Below are 20,667 nucleotides of genomic sequence, written 5' to 3'. Positions count from 1 at the left end.
ATCGTTGACCCGGAGAAGAAACTGCAAAAAGGACCTTTTCACGTAGTTAAAACTCAAAACTCAAAACGATCATTAAACGTTTATGAGGCAAATGGCCAGAGATATTAAAGCGATCAAGTGCCCGCATTGCGGCAGCGTAGAAAAAACAGAAGTAAAGCCAGATTTTTACCGCTGCGAAAACTGCGGTACAGAGTACTTTTTGGATAGCAATGATGTGCATATTTATCACCATCAGGCGCGGTCGGTGCCGCAATACAGCAGTTCACCACCTATTAGTACCAAATTGCCGCTGCTTATTCTGGTAGGCGCAGTGGTGTTTATTGCGGTAGCCTATTTTGCAGTAATGATGTTTCAACCAAAACGGCAAAATATTTACAGTTCTAACGTTACCTATAAAACACCCCGCATGCAGTACAGCAACGTGGTTTATCAAAGTACTGCTACCGGCGATCCGGTTTACCTGCGGATTGGAGCGGACCATATCGACAAAGGCAATGGCAAAAGCGAATTGGAAATGCACGCACAATTCGTAAATGCCGCCAACGGAAAGGTGATTGAAGACCGGGTAATGGAAGGCGACTATCGCACCAGTTTACGTTGCGGGTTAACTTTTAAAACGTACCGGCCTGATCTGACCTATGCTATTGGCTGTAATACCAATATTTTTCAGTTGGATGCCCGTAATAACAATATCAATGACGTAACTAAAAGTCTTTTTAAGGATTACCCACAATTAAGCTCCGGCATTGCGCGCCTGGAATTTGATTTTTATAAGGACATGATTAACATCATGAATAATGAAGGCAGTAGTTATTACTATTTTCCAACCTTAAAATTGTTAGCAACTGATAAAGATGAGGCTGAGAAGGTATGGAAAACAAAATTTGATCGACAATTTTTTGAGTTTGGTTATTTAGGCAATTGGACCGACGAGAATAAATATCACCAGTTGATAGAAAATAAATATTCGAGCACGACCGGAAAACTGACACAGCGTGACCTTACCCCAGGCAGGAAATATTTTGATCCGAAGATCATTTATCAGGATGCCGAAAACCTGCTGATCACTGTTAACACAACTGCCTCAACCAGTTCGCCCATTACCGTACAAAGCATTAATGTACAAAACGGTAAGATAAACTGGGCCTTACCACCAGACAAGTATTACCTGTACACCACCACCAAATGCAAACAAGGCTTTGCCATTGAGTACCGCAAAGATGAAGAAGCTGATTATGTGCATGGGGTGATTGTGGTTTCAAACACCGGCAAAATGATAAACGATTACCAACTAAGCCGGACAGAATAATGATTTAGAATCAAACCATTGATTTCCAGCCGCTGTTATCATTACAATTTTTGACCCTGCCGTTGCTTAAAGAAATTAAAACGAATCCGCCTTTTTAAGATCAGACAGTTTCATATAGCCTGCAGTATCCTTACCGTTTTTTCCGGTAAAATAAACGTATAGCCAGTTACCCTTACTTGCGGTAATGCGATCCATGTCAAGCGTTACCTTGTCGCCTTTTAGCACGTAAGCTTTTAGTTTTGTTCCTGCATCAGGCTTTCTGTAAAAATAAGCCTTAGGTATAGTCACCACATATTCACCGGGCACGGCATCGGTGAACTTAGTGTATAATCCGTTAAAGTCTTCGGTGAGGTGGTCGGTCGCGCAGCCTGAAAACTTTGCTTCTATCTTTTCATCAACTACGGTTAATGTAACGTTACATCCCGGGTCATTTTCGTCGCTACGCAGTACGCATACATTGCCTTGTAATATGCCGCTCCCGCTATAATAGCCCATTTGTGCGTTATGTGTATTCCACCAGGTAAATATCTCAGCATTCACCCGGTTGCCCTTTCGCTGGAACGAAACGGCGCCGTAAGCCCCGTTGTCGATTTTCTTTTGATAGGTTCCGGTTTGGCCAAATAATGATGTTGAGCATACAAGCATCAACAATAATGAGCAACCTGTTATGATATGGTTTGTAATTATTCTGACACCGTACATAATCTGTTTCTTATAAGTTGACTTAACGATAAGGCTTTCACGGTTGAGCAAACACTTATTTATTAACCACAACAATCTTTCTAATAAGTGCATCATTATTACCGTTGGTCAGGTTAACCGCAGTTCCATTTTTCCAGTATGTGGCTGTAGATGCCTTTCCTGCCTGGCTATTTTCCTGCCATCCGGCTACATAAATGTCGTTGTCAGCTAACGCAATACTCAATGCAAATGCACTACCCTGTTTATTACCAAGCAAAACAGGGGCGCCATTTTTCCAGTATTTTGCTGATAGGAGATTATTGCCTGATGCCGGTCCCCAACCTGCCACGTAGATGTCGTTGCCACTGGCTGCTATGGCAGTTCCGGTAACATCTTCGGTTCCATCAACTATCTTTACCGGGTTACCCAAATTCTTGGAATAATTGGTTTGAAGCTTCCCAAATTGATTGTAGGCTCCCGACCAAATCATATAAATGTCGCTGCCTGAAACAGAAATGGCCTGATATGCCGCGCTGGTCTTGGCGTTAGACAGATCGGCGCGGTTACCATTCTTCCAATAACATGCCAACGATGTATTAATATCAGGGTTGCGTTCGCCAATAAGGTAAACATCATTACCAACTACAGCTACGCCACTCGCAATGCTGCCAGCCCGATCTGGCATTAATGCAACCGGTGTTCCGTTTTTCCAGTACTTTGCCTGCCAACGGCCATTAACCCGTTCCTGTCCGGCAATGTAGATATCATCGCCCTTAATAAAAATGTCATTGGCCATGGCATCGTTAGTTCCGTTTGAAAGGTTGGTAGCTATACCATTTCTCCAATATTTGGCTACGTATTTGTTATTGATTTCGTATCCGGCCACGTACACATCATTACCTGAAATAGCCAGCCCGTTGGCATCAGAACTTCCCGGCCCTTTACCCAAAGTGACAGTAGCGCCATTTTTCCAATAGGTAGCCCTGTAACCGTCGCGACCGGCTGCATATACATCTGAACGGGCTTCAGGTGCAGGCTCATCTTTTTCCTTTTTACGGCACGCGGTTAATGTTTGACTAATTACAAGCAGCACAATGGCGTAAAATAACAAGTATTTGATTTTCATAGGAGTAAAGTAAATCCACGAATGTTGAGTGTATTAAGCAAGCATGCATTTGCTTAAAAAGCGTCCAGTCGGAAATGGAGTAAGTGTGTTAACGTTCTCTGTAAATATTGAATTTTTCAAACGGTACTTTACCAAAGTTTTTCACAGTTTCAATTTTCGATACAGGCTTATCCGGCTCAGTGGCATCAAAATACTCGTGCCCGTCTTTATGCAGCAGCCAATTTTTAGCAGCAGGGTTATATTTGAAAGTAATAATGCGCGTCCATCGCTGCCCCGAACCGCCATAATGCTCAACTGAGAAGTATCCGTTTTTAACAGTAATGCCGGTAAAAGGGTCGCCCATTTGCCCGCCGCAATCAACACAGTAAACTGCGTTATCGCTTCGATTGGCTACTTTGTAAGTTTTATCAGCCTGCCCAAACAAAATCAGCAACGGCCTTTTCTCAGGGTGATCGATAACGTCTGAGGTTTTCTCTTCTCCCTTTTTGTAAAGCACCATAATTGCATCCGGGTAAGCATCCCGGTTCAAATCGCCTTTGGTAATGTCGAGCACCTTGTAACCCTTTAAAACAAATTGTTTCATGCTAGCCGGAACGGCTACGGTCAATTTAGGCGTTTGTGCAAAGGCAGGTACACTGGTTGCTGCAAGTAATAAGATAAGTAGATGTTGTAAACGCATTATTAATACTTTAATATGTTCAGTTGCATTATAAAACATTTCTTTCTTAAAATGTTTGAATGCGTGCCTGCATATTGTGCAAACCTTAGCCCGTATCTGCTGTTTAAATACCGAAAGTAAAATGTTAACCTCATGTCACTAAAAAGCCTGGCCAAAACCCGTTGGAAAATAGAACCTGATCGCGTGTTGATTTACCCTATTGGTGTGTTTTACATTTTTGTGCCCATTATGGCTGTATTAGGTACTGGCCTTTTATTTCTTTATATGCACTATCAAAATGTTTCCATCACGGATTCCTTGCCTATAGTATTACTCATACTGCTAATCGTTATTCTGTTTTGGGGTGCGGCAAACACTTATATTGAATTTGATAACCGCCGGGGCCGTATGCGCAAACTATTTATGGGTTTTTTACCGACCAAGACTATTCCGTTTGCCGAATTGCATGGCATAGATGTAGTTAGCGGTATTGCCACCGGCAGTTACAACTACAGCTTATACCGTAAAAAATCCCGTTATGGCAAGGGTATTATCGTGTCATCAGCATATACCCGGAGTGATGACCCTAACGCTATTGCTTTTGTAGAGGAAGCTGTACCGGTTATTCATGGCTACCTGGACAAGCATGACAGTCCGGCTGACTTTGTTGCTGAGCCTATTACTTCTTATAAATACTTTGAGCAAACAGGAGGCACATATGTGGTTAAAAGCAATAAAATTGGCGCACTTATAACCGGGATAATTTTGTTAGGTGCAGGTTTATGGCTGTTTACCGTACCAACTGATAATTTTCTCGCGATTTTAATCTGCATTGCATTGTTCTTCTTGTTTGGACTGGTGTTTCTCAATGCGGCTTTTACAAGGTTGATATTTGACCCGCAGGCTGGAACAGTAAAGCGGACCGGACTATTCAAGTTTTTCCATAAAGAGTACAATTTTGTAAACTTTGCGGGTATACAAACTATACGGCATACCGTTAACCTGATCTATGTACGTACATCGGTCAACTTGATATTTGTAGTGCCCGAAAAGAACAATAAAGAGGTTCCTTTTACGGTTGCTTCTCTCTTCAGGGAAAAAAGTATTGACCGCTTTATTAAAGAGTTTTATAGTATAATGGATATTTAAAAATACCTAAGATACTATTTATAGGCTTTATTGCGTTGTTTACGCCATTCTGTTAAACTATACTGGCGGTTAGTCTTGGCATTGTAATAAAATATCTCATACGTTTTAGGGTCAACGGCAAACTGATAATAATTATCATATGAGGGCGCGTTATCGTTCACGTTAACCTGATAATATGGAATATTTATATCAGGTTGTGCACTAACCATTAGCGTAATTTGCGTTTTGCCTTTGCTTTTTAACCTGATTTCCCTCGCCCTTTGCTGAACCTCCGGCAAAGCGGCAACTTTGGAAAGCACTATTTTTTCTTTGGGGCTATTCGCTCTTAACTCCTGCGAATAAGCACTGGTCATGAAGATTACAGAAACGATAGTTGCTAAAAAAGTTGATCTTATAATTTTCGCGGTTGGCAGCATGGTATTTAATTAATTTTTCTTGATTTACATAGGCCCATAATTCAGGCTTACTTCAACGGCAAAATGCTGATTATGCTTTATCCTGTCGTAAACGTGATGACAGCTTATTCAACGCCGCGGTAACGTTAAGTGGCATTCAACTCTTTCTGTATTTCAGGCATGAACAAAAGCGCAGCACCGCTCAAGTAAGGTATATATGCATTTAAACTTTCATTAGGCCGGTTATCCGGCAAACAATATTTTATCAAATTTCAGATATTTATTATCGGCAACTTTAAAGAAGTATATAACTGCCGACTCGCCCTCACTCATTTCATCGCCGTTTTCATCTTTCCATCCGGAAAACATAACAGATAATTGCAATGAGGCCGTTGCCTTGTCGTAGCGAGCAAGCATATAAAAGCTTTGATCTCCTTTTTTTATTGATGGTGTGGTATACTCGCCAGTCTGGTATAATTGCTCGCTTTTAACTTTTAGCAGGCTTTGAAGGAAGGCGATGTTAAATAGTTGCTTGTAATGCTTTTCAAAATCTGCTTCTGTAAATGTAGCCGGATTAGTTTGCGGGCGTTTGCTTTCCTCTACACTTTCATAAATAGTTTCCCAAATTTGCGTGGTGTCGGCAACGACAGGGAAGTTGAAGTACGTCTTCATATTGGCAACATCCTGTTGATAAACCGCTGTTCTGAAGTTTTTAAAATCGTCAATCCATGTATTCACCTGTGTAAAAGGCGATTTAGCTTTGGCCTTTGGGCTGGAAGCCGCTTTTTTTACAGCTTTGTTGTTATTTGAATCATGCTGATTACAAGCACTTAAATATAAAACTGCGAAAAATGCAAAGAACAATAAATGTTTTAAAGTGATGTTTTTCATGAATTTGAAGTGATTAGCCTATAGATAACATATACACCAATCGGTATGTTCAGTAAAATATTTGAAGAATAACGAAAAAAGTACATATCAATGTAACCTGTTTAGCTGCCATCATAATTAAACATTTGCTGAAAGCTACAATTTACGCTTTCCTGAAGCTCTGAATATAACCAGAACATTGCGTTTGCAAGGCTCTCCATTATTGACGTAAGAGATGCCTCGCTGGCCGTCGGATTAGGTGATATCAACTTTAATCCATCCCTTGCATGGAAGACCCTGCTGATCCGCACACATTGCAACCTTAAGGGAGTTGGTGTCAGCGATGGCATTTATTACGGTTTAGAACAGAAGCAATATGATCCTAGAGCAGTACCCCTCGTCGGTTAAAGACCGCCCTCCGCTGAAATTACAAAGATTATAACAGACGTACGCAAAATGGCAATCAGTCTTCCATTTTGAAAGGGTATCACATATGTAAATATTCGATGGCTTCTGTTTAAATATATAATTATCAGGAGCCTATATTTTCATTAGGGTTTTGGCACCTGATTGGCAACAGGTGTTCACAAAAAACAGATCATGGATGCTTTTAGTCCCTCGTTCAACACGCAAAAAAGAGCTCAACGTGGATAGGAGGTGGTACCTGATATGGCATTGGTCAAAGTCCGGTAAACCTCTTAGTTACGTTTATTGCGGGTTCTCGTTATTGTTGCTTTTTAGGGTATTGTGCCCAACTGAAAAATTTACTATTTGAATGGCTGTAGGGCAGATACTGAACTGCTTACCAATTATTTTTTTAAAAGCGTTTTGCCAGCAAGGCTGATAAGCGTATTGATGGTTTCAGTGAGGGCTTTATCGCCGAACTATAGAGCATCAGTATACCCGCGGAAATAAGACAGAGGCGGCCCGTTGCTTAATACCGGTTTGACGACGCTTTTGCCGTAAACTGGAGTGATACCAGGTGAATTGACATTACCCTTTCCTAATGAAAAAGACCCTTCCATTTTGAAAGGGTTTTTTAGTTTCTGCTTTTTTATAATACACAATATTTAATTGTATAACAGGCAGTTAAGTTTATGAAAATCTCACTGGCACTTATTTGGCATTAGCTGTATCAAAAGTTTATAGTTATGCTCACATTACTACTTGTTCTGGCCATCATCGTCTGTATGTGGCTGTTCTGCAAATCCGTTGATTGGTTCGAAAAGATCTAAAATTTAAAGACATGATCGCATTATTCATTATTTCAATCGCAGTGTTCTTATACATGATATACGTCCTGCTTAAACCCGAAAAATTCTAAACTACATTAACCATGAATTCAGAGATCTTAGGCGTTGTCGCCTCCTTCCTGATGACCCTGCTCATCGCCGTTCCGCTGGGTAGGTACCTGGCCAAGATGTTCGCCGGCGAACGCGTTTGGACAGATTTTATGAAACCACTCGAACGCGGCCTGTTTAAATTGGGCGGCGTTAACCCGAATGAACCTATGGACTGGAAACAGTTCCTGAAAGCCATGCTTGCAATCAACCTTTTATGGTTGGTTTACGGCTTTTTTGTGCTGATATACCAGGACAAGCTTCCACTGAACCCGGATGGCAACCCAGGAATGACGCCAGACCTGGCTTTCAATACGATCATCAGCTTTGTGGTGAATTGTAACTTGCAGCACTACAGCGGCGAAAGCGGGCTGACCTACCTGACCCAGCAATTTATCATCATGTTCCTGCAATTTACCAGCGCGGCAACTGGTATTGCCGCTGCGGTAGCCCTATTCAAAGCATTCCGTGATAAAACCACAGAGAACATAGGCAACTTCTGGGACTTCTTTATCAAAAGTATAACCCGTCTTTTACTGCCCCTGTCCATCGTTGTAGCGCTGATCCTGACTTTCAACGGTACGCCATCAAGCTACGCCGGAAAAGATCAGTTTATTTCCATGCAGGGTGATACCGTAAATGTATCACGCGGCCCGGCCGCACAGATGATTGCCATCAAACACCTCGGCACGAATGGCGGTGGCTATTTTGGCGTAAACTCTGCGCATCCGCTGGAAAATCCTAACTACCTGACCAACATGACAGAGATTGTTGCTCAATTTATTATCCCTACCGCGATGATCCTGGCATTCGGCTTCTTTATCCGCCGTAAAAAATTAAGCTGGACCATTTTCACGGTGATGATGCTGGGCGTTATGATGCTCATGATCCCATCTATTAGCAGTGAAGTGGGCGGAAATCCGATGATCGAAAAAATGGGTGTAAGCCAAACCACGGGGGCCATGGAAGGCAAAGAGGTGAGATTCGGGCCAATTGCTACGGCCTACTGGAGCACATTAACCACAGTGACCTCAACAGGATCCGTGAATGGCATGCATGATAGTACAATGCCTTTGACGGGCGCCTGGCAATTGCTCGCCATGATGATCAATGGGTTCTTTGGAGGGTGCGGTGTAGGTATCCTGAATTATTTTGTTTATCTCATTATTGCTGTATTCATCTCCGGTCTGATGGTGGGCCGCACCCCGGAATTCCTGGGCCACAAGGTAGAGGCGCGCGAAGTAAAGATTGCTGCCCTAATTACCTTGCTCAGTCCATTTCTGATCATGGCCGGAACTGCGCTTGCTGCATTTGTATTTACCAATTACGGCAATGCGGACTGGGCGGTTAAACCATCGAACTGGCTAAATAATCCTGGCTTCCACGGTTTCTCAGAAATGCTTTACGAGATGACCTCGGCCAATGCCAACAACGGTTCAGGTTTTGAAGGTTTGGGTGATAATAATGTTTTCTGGAACGTATCAACCGGCTTTGTGCTTATCCTGGGCAGATTCCTGCCTATCATCGGTCCGTTAGCTATCGCTGGCCTACTGGCCAAAAAGAAGTATATACCCGAGTCTGCCGGTACACTGCGTGTGGACACCATGACCTTCGGTTTGATGACGTTCGCCGTGATCCTGGTGCTGAATGCGCTTTCTTACTTCCCGGCACTGGCCTTAGGTCCTTTGGCCGAGTATTTTTCCATGAGATAATAGTTTGAATAAAATGAAAAATCAATCTAATAAATTGTTTGAACCGGCTCTTGTTCAAACCGCTTTGAAAGAGTCGTTCATTAAACTGAACCCTAAGGTAATGCTGCGCAACCCGGTAATGTTCACCGTGGAAGTAGGTACCGTCATTATGGCTTATGTAACTTTCTACAGTTTGACCCATAAAGACCAGGGCTCTTTCGCATATAACATGCTGATCTTTCTGATACTATTGCTAACCTTGCTCTTTGCTAATTTCGCTGAGGCGATCGCCGAAGCACGTGGTAGAGCACAGGCCGACAGCTTACGTAAGACCCGCGAAGAAACACCGGCCAAAGTGATGAGTAACGGTTCGGTGATCACCAAATCATCGAATGAACTAAAAAAAGGCGATGTCTTTATTTGTGAGCCTGGCGATACTATTCCAACTGACGGCGAGATCATCGAAGGTTTGGCAACGATCGATGAATCAGCTATCACCGGTGAATCTGCTCCCGTTATTCGCGAGGCAGGCGGTGATAAATCATCGGTTACAGGTGGTACCAAGGTTTTATCTGATAAGATCAAGGTTCAGGTAAGCACACAACCGGGCGAAAGCTTCCTGGACAAGATGATCGCATTGGTGGAAGGCGCTTCCCGCCAGAAAACACCAAACGAGATTGCCTTGACCATTCTTTTGGCCAGCTTTACCCTGATCTTTATTATCGTGTGTGTAACGCTAAAACCCTTTGCAGATTATGCGAATACGCCGATCACGGTTGCAGCACTGATCTCATTATTCGTCTGTCTGATACCGACCACCATCGGCGGTTTATTATCAGCCATTGGCATAGCAGGTATGGACCGTGCACTGAGGGCAAACGTGATCACTAAATCCGGTAAGGCTGTAGAGACCGCCGGTGATATCGATGTTTTATTATTAGATAAAACCGGTACGATTACTATCGGGAACCGTAAGGCTACACAATTTTGGCCAGCGCCAGGTGTTCAGGCGGATGACCTGGTGCATGCAGCAGTACTATCCTCGCTGGCTGATGAAACCCCCGAAGGTAGATCTATTGTAGAACTGGCTGCAACCCACATCAAGTTGCCAAGTGCCCCGCAGGATTCTCAGTTTATCAAATTTACAGCGGAAACCCGTTCCAGCGGTATCGACACCCCCGATGGCCATGCCATTCGTAAAGGTGCTTTCGACTCGATGCGCAACCTGGCCCAAAAAGCCGGAAAGCAGGTACCTGCGGAAGTAGAGGAACGTGTGAAAATGATCTCATCAAACGGCGGTACACCTTTAGTAGTTTCATCGAACAGTAACATACTGGGCGTGATCGAATTGCAGGACATCATTAAACCCGGAATTGCCGAACGCTTCGAGCGCCTGCGTAAAATGGGTGTTAAAACGGTTATGGTGACCGGTGACAACCCGCTTACCGCCAAATTTATCGCAGAGAAAGCTGGTGTAGATGACTTTATTGCCGAGGCCAAGCCCGAAGACAAGATGAACTACATAAAGCACGAGCAAGCTACCGGAAAACTGGTAGCTATGATGGGCGACGGTACCAACGATGCACCGGCACTGGCCCAGGCGGATGTTGGCGTAGCCATGAACAGCGGCACCCAAGCGGCCAAAGAAGCCGGTAACATGGTAGACCTGGACAACGACCCGACCAAACTGATCGAGATCGTAGAGATCGGTAAGCAATTGCTGATCACCCGTGGTACCTTGACCACCTTCTCGATCGCTAACGATGTAGCCAAATACTTCGCTATCGTTCCGGCTTTATTCATCGCTTCGATACCAGCATTGCAGCACCTGAATATCATGGGCCTGAACAGTCCGGAAAGCGCGATCCTATCGGCGGTAATCTTTAACGCGATCATTATCCCGATGCTGATTCCATTAGCTTTAAAAGGCGTGGAATATAAACCGATCGGTGCCAGCGCTTTATTGCGTCGCAACTTATTGATCTACGGCTTAGGTGGGGTGATAGCGCCTTTTATTGGTATTAAGCTGATCGACCTTTTAGTTGGACTATTTATCTAATCAAAAAATGAAAAAATACTTTATACCCGCAATACGCTTGACCGTTGTTTTAACCGTATTGCTATGTGTGATCTATCCCTTGCTGATCTCTACCGTAGGCAAATTAGCTAAAGGCAAAGGCGACGGCGAAACGATCAGCCTGAATGGAAAAGTTGTAGGCTATGCCGATGTAGGCCAAAAGTTTGACAAGCCCGGCTATTTTTGGGGCCGTCCTTCGGCAGTGGATTATAACGCTGCCGGTTCAGCTGGTTCTAACAAAGGCTCAACCAACCCGAATTACCTTAAACAGGTGAGCGACCGCGTGGATATGCTGTTAAAATACCACCCTTATTTAAAGAAGAGCGACATCCCTGCGGACATGGTAACAGCCAGTGGCAGCGGCCTTGATCCGGACATATCTCCGGCAGGTGCACAGATCCAGATCCAGCGTGTTGCAAAGGATCGCGGTGTAAGCGTTGAGCAGATCACAAAACTGGTTGAGGAACATACCGAAAAACCAGCTTTGGGTCCGTCAACAATCAATGTGTTGAAATTAAATATAGCGCTGGACGAGCTGAATAAATAAGCGTCCGACATATCTCTATACTACTTGTAAAATGAAAAAATTTTTAATTGGTGCAGCTGTATTGGGCTGCACCTTATCTGCCCTTGCGCAAGACACGGTAAAGAAGTCAAGCAATCTAAACATCAGCGGCTATGCTGAACTGTATTATGGTTACGATTTTAATAAACCGTCGAACAACACGCGCCCGGGCTTTATTTATTCACATAATCGCCACAACGAAGTAAGTGCCAACCTGGCTTTTATAAAAGCCAACTATGACAATGGCAGCATCCGTGCAAACCTTGCGTTGATGGCGGGCACGTATGCCAATGCTAACCTGGCCGCTGAACAAGGTGTTTTAAAGAATATTTATGAGGCCAATGCCGGCATCAAAGTTTCAAAAACGGCCAACTTGTGGCTGGATGCGGGTATCTTCTCATCGCATATAGGTTTTGAGAGCGCCATTTCGAAAGACTGCTGGGTATTAACCAGAAATATCTCATCAGAAAATACGCCTTATTATGAATCGGGTGCGAAGCTGACCTACACTACCAATGATGGGAAACTGACCCTTGCCGGTCTTTACTTAAATGGCTGGCAACGCATTAACCGCCAGGATGGCAATAGCCGTCCGGCGGGTGGTGTGCAGGTTTATTACAAAGCAACAGATAAGATCACGCTGAATTACAGTAATTACCTGGGAACTGAAGGTGCTGACTCGGTACGCGTCCGCCGATTTTACCATAACTTTTATGGTGTTTTTCAGTTGACTAATAAGCTGGGGCTAACCGCGGGCTTTGATTACGGTACCCAGCAAAAAGCCAAGGGCAGCGACGAGACCAACCATATAATATCTCCGGTAGCCATTGTACGTTACCAACTGGCCGATAATTGGGCCATGGCCGGGCGCTTCGAATACTATCAGGACAAGAACGGGATGATCATAGCCACCGGTACTACCAATGGTTTCAGTACCAAGGGATACTCGCTGAACCTGGATTATTCACCGATCACCAATGCGGTGATCCGTTTGGAAGGTAAGGTTTACGACAGCAAAGACAAAATATTTATCCGCAACAATACGGCGGTCAATAACAACCCGTTGATCACGGCCAGCTTCGTGGTTGCATTTTAATGATTTAAGGATTTAGTTTTAGTTTTGTTGACCTAAGCCTTGTCAACAACCCGACCGCCTGGCCTGGACCTGGCGGTCATTTTAACCAAATAAGATATGATCAGTGATAGTAAAAACGGCTCGATAAAAGATTTTCTTGAACTGGTCAAAAAGTCCAGACGGGGTAAGTTAAAAGTCTACATTGGGATGAGTGCCGGTGTAGGGAAATCTTACCGGATGCTACAGGAGGCGCATTCCCTGCTGAAAAACGGCATTGATATCCAAATTGGATACATTGAAACGCACCTGCGTGCAGAAACCCATGCCTTGCTTGACGGTTTACCTGTGATACCGCGGCGGCACGTTTTCTATAAGGGTAAAGACCTGGAAGAAATGGACTTGCAGGCGGTGCTTAACCGGCACCCGGAAGTGGTTGTTGTAGACGAGTTGGCACATACCAACATCGAAGGCAGTAAAAATAGTAAACGCTGGCAGGACGTTATGGACATCCTGGAAGCCAGCATCAGCGTGATTACGGCTGTGAATATCCAACACCTGGAAAGTTTGAATGAAGAGGTAGAAGAGATCACGGGAATCACCATTACTGAACGCATTCCGGATAATATACTGCAGATCGCTGACGAGATCGTCAATATCGACCTTACGGCAGATGAACTGATCGAGCGCTTGAGGCAGGGCAAGATCTATGACAAGGCAAAGATCGAACGGGCACTGCAGAACTTTTTTCAGAGCGATAAGATTCTGCAATTGCGGGAATTGGCGCTGAAAGAAGTAGCTCACCACCTGGAGCGGAAGATAGACATAGAAGTGCCTAAACAGATCAAGTTAAGACCGGAGAAGTTCCTGGCCTGTATCTCTTCCAATCATGAAACGGCTAAGGTCGTCATCCGTAAAACGGCCAGGCTGGCGTCGTATTACCGCTCACCCTGGATCGTGCTTTATGTGCAGAGTAGCAGCGAAAGCATGGATCGAATTAAACCGGACAAACAACGTCATCTTATCAATAACTTCAAGCTGGCTACCGAGTTAGGCGCGGAACTCATCAAGATCAAAAGCGACCAGATCACCAAAACCATCATGAAAGTGGCAGATGAGCGTGAGATCACTACCATTTGTATCGGCAAACCGCACCTCAGCTTATTCCAGGTAATCTTGCGGACAGCTGTATTTAATGAGTTACTTAATAATATCGCAGCTAAAGAAACTGACTTAGTTATACTATCATGAAAATAAAAGCCAAATTGCGTCTCGGCTTCGGCTTCCTGTTCGCCGTAGTACTTTTTTTCGGCACTTTATCGATGTTTTACATCAATGAGATTGCCAAAAGTTCACGGGTTATCCTGAAAGATAACTATGAAACGCTGAACTATGTGCGCGAAATGCGAAAAGTACTGGATCAGAACCCCCTGCGTCTTGACAAAGATGACATCAAGCGCTTCAATATTTACCAGGACAAAGAAAAGCGTAATATCACTGAGCCCGGTGAACGGGCTGCCGTAAATGAGTTGGCTGCTGCATTTAATGCGCTTAACACACCATCAGCACCTGAAAGCGTACTGATGGCTGAACAACGCCGCATACGCGCCGCCTTGCTCCAGATCGAAGTAGTAAACATGCAGGCTATTGTCCGTAAAAATGATGCAGCGCAAAAATCTGTCGAAAATACAACGGTTTTGCTGGCTTTTGCCGGTACTTTTACGTTCCTCGTGCTTTTCAGCTTCAGCGTCAACTTTCCAGGATTTATATCAGGGCCCCTGCGAAAACTTCAGAATGGTATTGCCGAGATCAGCCGCCAAAATTATTCGGCCCGGCTGGATCTTCCCCACAATGATGAATTCGCTGATGTGGCACGTGCCTTCAACAGCATGGCCAGTCGTTTAAAAGATTGGGAAAACAGTAATCTTGCAACTGTACTTTCTGACAAACGAAGGATCGAAGCTATCATCAGAAAAATGCGCGATGCGATCATTGGCGTAGAGGAAAAAGGAGAAATACTGTTTATTAACCCTGCGGCAAAGGAGATATTGAACCTTGAAGAGAAAATGCCAGAGGGAAAAAAGATTAGCGAAATCAGCATGCATAACGACCTGCTGACTATGATCGTCAACGAACAGACGGCCAATAAACCCTTGAAGATCGTTGTAAACGGTAAAGAATCGCATTTTGTATTGGAGACCCATGAAGTAACTGTGCCTAATCTGTCCGGCAACAATGCTGAAGGTGTCAAGTATGCGGTTCGGCCGGCCGGGAAAGTTTATATACTGCGCAACGTTACCGAATTTAAAGAGCTAGACGAAGCCAAGACAAATTTTATAGCGACGATATCCCACGAGCTAAAAACGCCTATATCATCCATTAAAATGAGTTTAAAACTTATGCTGGATGAGCGCATAGGTAGCCTCAACGCTGAGCAGCAACAATTACTGCAACACATTAAAGATGATAGCGAACGATTGTTAAAGATCACCAGCGAACTTTTGGATCTTTCGCAGGTAGAGACCGGTAATATTATATTGAATTTCATGCCAGCTGATCCATTGCAGATCGTCAATTATGCATTGGACGCTGTCAAGTTCCAAGCCGAGCAAAAACAGGTTGAATTGGTTGTGGATGCTGACAAGAGCTTGCCCAAGGTTCAAGTAGATGTGGAGAAAACAGCTTGGGTGCTGGTTAATTTCCTATCAAACGCGCTTAGGTATAGCCCGGAAAAATCTAAGGTATTGATCGACGTTCACAAGATCGGCCCGGAAGTGGAATTTGCGGTAACCGACTTTGGTAAAGGTATAGATGAGCAATTTCAAAAACGATTATTCGACCGTTACTTTCAAGTTCCAACCGATGGGCAAAATAAATCGGGGTCGGGCCTCGGCTTAGCGATCTCTAAAAACTTCATTGAAGTGCAACAAGGTAAGATCGGATTGAAGAGTGCGCTTGGTGAAGGAAGCAGATTCTATTTCAGGTTGCCTGGTGTACAAGCTTAATAACGAGATTATGGCTATGAAAGACCTGTTAGAGTAGTTATCTAATTGGTTACACCATTACTTTAAAGGGTGCTAATATCTATTACGCTCACAGCCGGATGGCTATTTGTAAAACAGTAGGCTTGACCGTAGGGTGCATTTTTGGCTTTATTTGATTTAAAAGCTCACCGCACCACTCCAGATCAATCACATCAACTTACATATCAGAAACACCGCTGACCCTGCTCATCCGGGCACTTTAAGTATGAAGAATTACAAGCGTGGGACATAAGAAAGTCGAAATGATCACCGAATTTAAAACTGGCGTCTCAAGTCAAAAGATGGTTCAGTGCTCTAACGCTCATTTTGCTGATATGCTGTTGTCTTTACGCCGTTTAATTATATAAAGCTTTTTGTCATTATTAGTGAACAAAGCATATGCAATATTTTCGTTCGTGTAATACATATAGCCATCAATTATAGCCGGGGGCTGCGCTTTATTTTTGGTAAGCGTGCCGATACTTTTGCCATTTATTTTTATATCGGAAACACTCCGATCGTTAAACTCATACATAAATTCCTTTAATTTTAATGTATCATTTTTATACAATACATCAGTAAAGAGATTGCCATGGTAGAGCATCACGTCAAACCCCGGTGCATTACCGCCGCCACCCGAAAAGCGAACTTTTTCCAACTTAAGCTTTTGATAATAACGGTATTTTACATGAGGACGTAGAGTGATTTCTTTACCTCCCGGTACTTTTGAATTATGGTGCTTAAAAGGATTGTTCAACAGTAGTTTTTCTGTGTAGATATACGGAAACCTGTCCGTTACATCAAGCGTTGTGATAAATTTAAAACAATCACCATTTATGAAATAGGTCAGCATTGCGTAAGTATTCATGGCTTGTGTAGTTGGTATTTCGTCGCCAACCGGCTTGTTGGGCTCCGGGCTTATATAGTCATAGTCTACCAAAACCCAGGGAGAAGCATTTACGATATTTGAGATTTGTTCCTGCTGCTTATTCACATCCCAATCCAACCGATCATTTTGCATGGTGATTGGATAGGCTTGCTTATTGCCATTAAAACTCCATGTGTAATAATTGCGTTTTTTTTTATCTATGATAAACCCGTTCACAAATACGATATCATGAGGTTTGCTATGGATAATTAAGTAATCGGTGATCTCTCCGGCCTTATCGACCTTCGTAAATCGATTGTCTGTTTTGTTTTGAACTGAATAGGTGATCATTTTATTTTCCGGGGTAAAAAAATATTGTATGTCTTCCGTGCTCTCCAAAAACAGCGCCATTGACAATTTTGCGGATCTGACAATTTTTACGCTATCAAATGATTGATAACGCTCAAATTCGCTCGGCAGTTTGTCGCTTTCTATCGGTTTATTATTAAATATTTTTAATCCTAAAAAGGTAAAAAGCCCCCCAATTGTTACACCGCAAAACCAATAAAACATCCTCATATATTAGTTTAATACCCAAAATTAGTAAATATCACAACATTGTGATATAAATAAACCGTATTGCTTTACGTTTAAGATTTTTAGCCAAAGCTTGCTTATAAAAGATAAGTGATCATCCTATATCAATGAACGAATTCAAAGATTTTAATCGAGTTGAAGACAAACTTACGGTATTACGAGTTTGCCCGGTATTGGAGAAATTACGATTGAATTAAACCTGGAAGACAGTCTGGGTACAGACGAGCTTAAAGAAATAGCAGACCGGGCAACGTCATGGTTAAATCAGTTTAACGGAAGCGTGTTACAGGAGTTGAAGATGCAAATCGTTGCTGAGCTCACGGATGCGGCACGCCTTAAATTTAAAGCTCAAACCTTCGGACACTGAATTTATAAAACTTGGAGCTCACTTGAGCTTATAAAAATTTGCTTTTATCGGGATGCGGAAACCTCACTTAATTTTTGAATCGAAAATAGAGTATCCTGATATGTATATTTACTGTTTCTTAGATGAATCATCTTGATATCCGATCTTTTTGTTGACTACAAATAAATCTCCGTTGGTTGGTTTGGGGTGGAATCCTATGTATGAGGATGGGTTAAATTACTTTCAGTAAAAACAAAATTTATTTAAGATCATTTGATCTTAGGTGCATTTGATGTTATACATGTTTTATTGAATATAACTAAACCAAAGCTTATGGAACTTCTGAGAATATTTCAAAATTTAATTTCTTTAGTTGCGCCATTACTGGTATTTACTGCAACTGCATATTATTTGATACGAAGAAGAAATTTAGATTCCATTTTTCTATTTGTAGGAGCCGGAATAGGGTTTATTATGAGTTGTTTATTTACTTATCTTCCCTATTATGCAGAGTCGCGGGCTATGACCTCAGAAAATATGATCACTTATTATACGATAGGAGGAATTATTAGCCTGTTGGGTACGGTCGTCTTCGCTATAGGCCTGTTCATGTTAATTGATAGAGTTATACGGCTTAGTTCCAAAGAAGATTTATCAAAGAAACACTATAACATGTAATTGCAATTAATGGATATGTTATGTTTCAGCTGTGCAGATAAAATTATGAGAACTATTGTAAATCATATATTGCTGCTGGCTCTGCTTACGAGCAGTGCCTGCGGACAGACTAAAACTTTAAATGGAGTTTATGCCGGCCTGGAAGTTGTTCCTTCGGCTGTAATGGGCGGCGGAATGGATAGGTATGATAATGCATTTTTGTTCCGTCCGAACGGTACGTTTACCGATAAGCTTGAAGAAACAGACTGGAAAACCCGCGTTGATGGCAGCTACACCGTATCGGGTAAAAACATCACGCTAAAATTTACTAAAAGTGGTCGTACACATCAATACAAGCTGGATTCAGACGGTAATATAGACGCCGGAGGTTATTCACTGGTTTACCAGCCAAGTGATTCCAGTATACCTGCCGGCGTTTATGAGTTTAGTAAAATGAGCAGCTCCGGCGGAGGCAGCAGCGGTACGGTATATGTAGGCGTTGGCACAGATAATACACTGCGGTTTGACGGGAAAGGCCACTTTAGTAATAACAAGGCAAGGGCAACGGCTGTAATAGGTAACGTTGGCGGTGGCAGCAGCCGTAAAAGCAGCGGGGAAGGTACGTATACAATTAACAAAGGGCTCCTGACGCTTAAATTTGATAACGGTAAAACGGAAACCCATTCGTTTTTCTGCAGACCAGCTTATAAACCCATTATGGCCGTTATCGATGGCGGAATCTTTTTTATGAAAAATAAAGAAGGGCAGGAAGATAAAAGTACAGCTGGAAATAAGACCGGTAATGCGGCAATTGCTGAAAGTAAAAGCAACCGTACCGGAACAACTGAAACTACCTCTGTAACTGACCCTAAAGAAATGCTGCTTAAAGCCAATGCAGTACATGGAGGCACAATATTGGATGACTTAAAATTCATAGGTTTTACTGCAACCATGCAGGGATTAAAGATCAACAGTTATGTAGATATAGCCGGGCAGCGGTTAAGGCTTGAAGTTAGACAGAATGAAAAACTGGTGCAAGTGGAACAGGTTGAGGGGCAAAAGGGCTGGATGTGGCAACAAGACAAAATAAGTCAGTTGCCGGCTAACCGTGTTAGCGAAATGAGGGCTGCATTCAGCTCCGGTATTCTCGGGCTTCGTAAGGAACAACTGCGAAGACTGTCCATAAAAAACATCAAGGCCTTTAAGGCAGGAAACGCCATAACAACCGTGAAAGACGGTAAGCAATTTGTATTTATGCTCAACGAAGAATTTCAGCTCGTGGGCGAAGCAAATAACGCAGGAAAGTCGGTATCGAGCTCTGTTTACAAAGACTTGCGTACGAGCAATGGTTTGCTTTTGCCTTTTCAGGAAACGGCATCTTCAGGCGTACAGAAAAACGTTATACGGTATGATAAATATGAAGTAAATATTACATATCCTGAAACCATTTGGGATAAACCATAACATTATTAAGTTATTTTAGCGACAAGGCCTTATAACAAATGTTTGCGGGTAAGGTTATCTGTAAAGGCACTTTCCTTTATAATTAAGATATTTTATTCTATATCAATGGCCTGAGGATTCATCGTATTCAAAGCGTTTCAACCTGGCACTCCATTTAATGATTAAAGGAGATTGATCATTTCCTATGTTACGGGAAAGACCTATGGTTTGCTTGCCCGCATTCACCACTTCTAAGTTATCAAATATAATGGTCATAAGGTTGCCAGTAGGTTCCTCTGTATTTGATAGATCGATGGTTTGAAACAGCTTCCCGTCGCCTTTTCGTAAAATCCTCAATTTATTCATTATAGCTCTATCAATGCCTTTTATTTTTTTATAACTCCCCTGGAAGTAAAATCCCGGTAAAGACTGCGCTTGCATAATATCAACGTTTGAGAACGCTTGCTCCAGTTCCAGATCGGCCAGCTTAGATAAAAATACCAAATCAACAGGTAACTTTTTTCCGGTAGTCATATTTTGCCATGATCTGTTGCATTTATTTTCTGAGAAGACGAAACTGAAGACAGCCGAATACTTTTTACCCGAAAGTTCATACAGCGTAACCCGTTTGCTGCGCTCATCAAGTATACCCTCCAGCCTTATTGGAGAATTGTATTTGTCGTACTTGTAAATACCTATGGCGTTAAAATTCTTTTTAGAGGGCTCACCGAAATAACCCTTCCTTATCTGTAACGAAAGTGTGATTGGCATACTGCCAACGTTACCTTTAAAATTATAAC

General features: G+C 42.8%; 18 protein-coding genes. 11 read left to right on the top strand and 7 right to left on the bottom strand.

Going from position 1 to position 20,667, the window contains the following annotated elements; translation table 11 throughout:
* Window positions 1–91: 91 nt before the first annotated feature.
* The gene (locus ABD960_RS11975; protein WP_345331391.1) at window positions 92–1,309 is read left to right on the top strand and encodes a hypothetical protein; all 1,218 of its coding nucleotides are present in this window, start codon (window positions 92–94) and stop codon (window positions 1,307–1,309) included.
* A gap of 75 nt (window positions 1,310–1,384) precedes the next feature.
* Here ABD960_RS11975 and ABD960_RS11970 read toward each other — a convergent pair whose 3' ends face one another.
* The 3 genes from ABD960_RS11970 to ABD960_RS11960 form a co-directional block, all read right to left on the bottom strand.
* Complete coding sequence (locus ABD960_RS11970; protein WP_345331390.1) at window positions 1,385–1,954, bottom strand: hypothetical protein; 570 nt, start codon at window positions 1,952–1,954, stop codon at window positions 1,385–1,387.
* Window positions 1,955–2,066: 112 nt separating this feature from the next.
* Window positions 2,067–3,116 (bottom strand): hypothetical protein, encoded by a 1,050-nt coding sequence (locus ABD960_RS11965; RefSeq protein ID WP_345331389.1) that lies wholly within the window; start codon window positions 3,114–3,116, stop codon window positions 2,067–2,069.
* A gap of 88 nt (window positions 3,117–3,204) precedes the next feature.
* Entirely contained in the window at window positions 3,205–3,795 is a 591-nt protein-coding gene (locus ABD960_RS11960) for a hypothetical protein (protein WP_345331388.1), read from the bottom strand.
* Between the two features lie 132 nt (window positions 3,796–3,927).
* Here ABD960_RS11960 and ABD960_RS11955 point away from each other — a divergent pair, with 132 nt between their 5' ends.
* Complete coding sequence (locus tag ABD960_RS11955; RefSeq protein ID WP_345331387.1) at window positions 3,928–4,923, top strand: hypothetical protein; 996 nt, start codon at window positions 3,928–3,930, stop codon at window positions 4,921–4,923.
* 14 nt (window positions 4,924–4,937) lie between these two features.
* Here ABD960_RS11955 and ABD960_RS11950 read toward each other — a convergent pair whose 3' ends face one another.
* Window positions 4,938–5,339 carry a hypothetical protein gene (locus tag ABD960_RS11950; RefSeq protein ID WP_345331386.1) on the bottom strand — a complete coding sequence of 134 codons (402 nt, stop codon included), beginning with the start codon at window positions 5,337–5,339 and terminating at the stop codon, window positions 4,938–4,940.
* Window positions 5,340–5,561: 222 nt separating this feature from the next.
* Complete coding sequence (locus tag ABD960_RS11945; protein WP_345331385.1) at window positions 5,562–6,056, bottom strand: hypothetical protein; 495 nt, start codon at window positions 6,054–6,056, stop codon at window positions 5,562–5,564.
* 1,378 nt (window positions 6,057–7,434) lie between these two features.
* Here ABD960_RS11945 and ABD960_RS21005 point away from each other — a divergent pair.
* The 7 genes from ABD960_RS21005 (at window position 7,435) to ABD960_RS11915 (ending at window position 15,938) form a co-directional block, all read left to right on the top strand.
* A complete protein-coding gene (locus tag ABD960_RS21005; RefSeq protein WP_425563480.1) occupies window positions 7,435–7,512 on the top strand; it encodes a potassium-transporting ATPase subunit F in 78 nt (25 codons plus the stop codon).
* Between the two features lie 12 nt (window positions 7,513–7,524).
* Window positions 7,525–9,240, top strand: a complete 1,716-nt coding sequence (kdpA, locus tag ABD960_RS11940) for a potassium-transporting ATPase subunit KdpA (RefSeq protein ID WP_345331384.1) — start codon at window positions 7,525–7,527, stop codon at window positions 9,238–9,240.
* Between the two features lie 13 nt (window positions 9,241–9,253).
* Window positions 9,254–11,278, top strand: a complete 2,025-nt coding sequence (gene kdpB, locus ABD960_RS11935; RefSeq protein ID WP_345331383.1) for a potassium-transporting ATPase subunit KdpB — start codon at window positions 9,254–9,256, stop codon at window positions 11,276–11,278.
* Between the two features lie 7 nt (window positions 11,279–11,285).
* On the top strand, window positions 11,286–11,843 hold the full coding sequence (gene kdpC, locus ABD960_RS11930) for a potassium-transporting ATPase subunit KdpC (protein WP_345331382.1): 558 nt from the start codon (window positions 11,286–11,288) through the stop codon (window positions 11,841–11,843).
* A 31-nt stretch (window positions 11,844–11,874) separates the two neighbouring features.
* A complete protein-coding gene (locus ABD960_RS11925; protein ID WP_345331381.1) occupies window positions 11,875–12,957 on the top strand; it encodes a porin in 1,083 nt (360 codons plus the stop codon).
* 96 nt (window positions 12,958–13,053) lie between these two features.
* Entirely contained in the window at window positions 13,054–14,184 is a 1,131-nt protein-coding gene (locus tag ABD960_RS11920; RefSeq protein ID WP_345331380.1) for a sensor protein KdpD, read from the top strand.
* Window positions 14,181–15,938 carry a HAMP domain-containing sensor histidine kinase gene (locus ABD960_RS11915; protein ID WP_345331379.1) on the top strand — a complete coding sequence of 586 codons (1,758 nt, stop codon included), beginning with the start codon at window positions 14,181–14,183 and terminating at the stop codon, window positions 15,936–15,938. Before ABD960_RS11920 ends, ABD960_RS11915 begins: the two co-directional genes overlap by 4 nt.
* 340 nt (window positions 15,939–16,278) lie before the next feature.
* Here ABD960_RS11915 and ABD960_RS11910 read toward each other — a convergent pair whose 3' ends face one another.
* Window positions 16,279–17,403, bottom strand: a complete 1,125-nt coding sequence (locus ABD960_RS11910) for a hypothetical protein (RefSeq protein ID WP_345331378.1) — start codon at window positions 17,401–17,403, stop codon at window positions 16,279–16,281.
* A 181-nt stretch (window positions 17,404–17,584) separates the two neighbouring features.
* Here ABD960_RS11910 and ABD960_RS11905 point away from each other — a divergent pair, with 181 nt between their 5' ends.
* A complete protein-coding gene (locus tag ABD960_RS11905) occupies window positions 17,585–17,788 on the top strand; it encodes a hypothetical protein (protein WP_345331377.1) in 204 nt (67 codons plus the stop codon).
* 702 nt (window positions 17,789–18,490) lie between these two features.
* The gene (locus tag ABD960_RS11900; RefSeq protein WP_345331376.1) at window positions 18,491–19,888 is read left to right on the top strand and encodes a hypothetical protein; all 1,398 of its coding nucleotides are present in this window, start codon (window positions 18,491–18,493) and stop codon (window positions 19,886–19,888) included.
* Between the two features lie 102 nt (window positions 19,889–19,990).
* On the opposite strand, the gene ABD960_RS11895 is transcribed toward ABD960_RS11900, so the two are convergent.
* Window positions 19,991–20,638 (bottom strand): hypothetical protein, encoded by a 648-nt coding sequence (locus ABD960_RS11895; protein ID WP_345331375.1) that lies wholly within the window; start codon window positions 20,636–20,638, stop codon window positions 19,991–19,993.
* Between the last annotated feature and the right edge of the window lie 29 nt (window positions 20,639–20,667).

The organism is Mucilaginibacter defluvii, from assembly GCF_039543225.1.
Classification (GTDB): domain Bacteria; phylum Bacteroidota; class Bacteroidia; order Sphingobacteriales; family Sphingobacteriaceae; genus Mucilaginibacter; species Mucilaginibacter defluvii.
The sequence above is the reverse complement of the archived record's forward strand: the minus strand, read 5'-3'. Positions and strand labels throughout refer to the sequence as shown.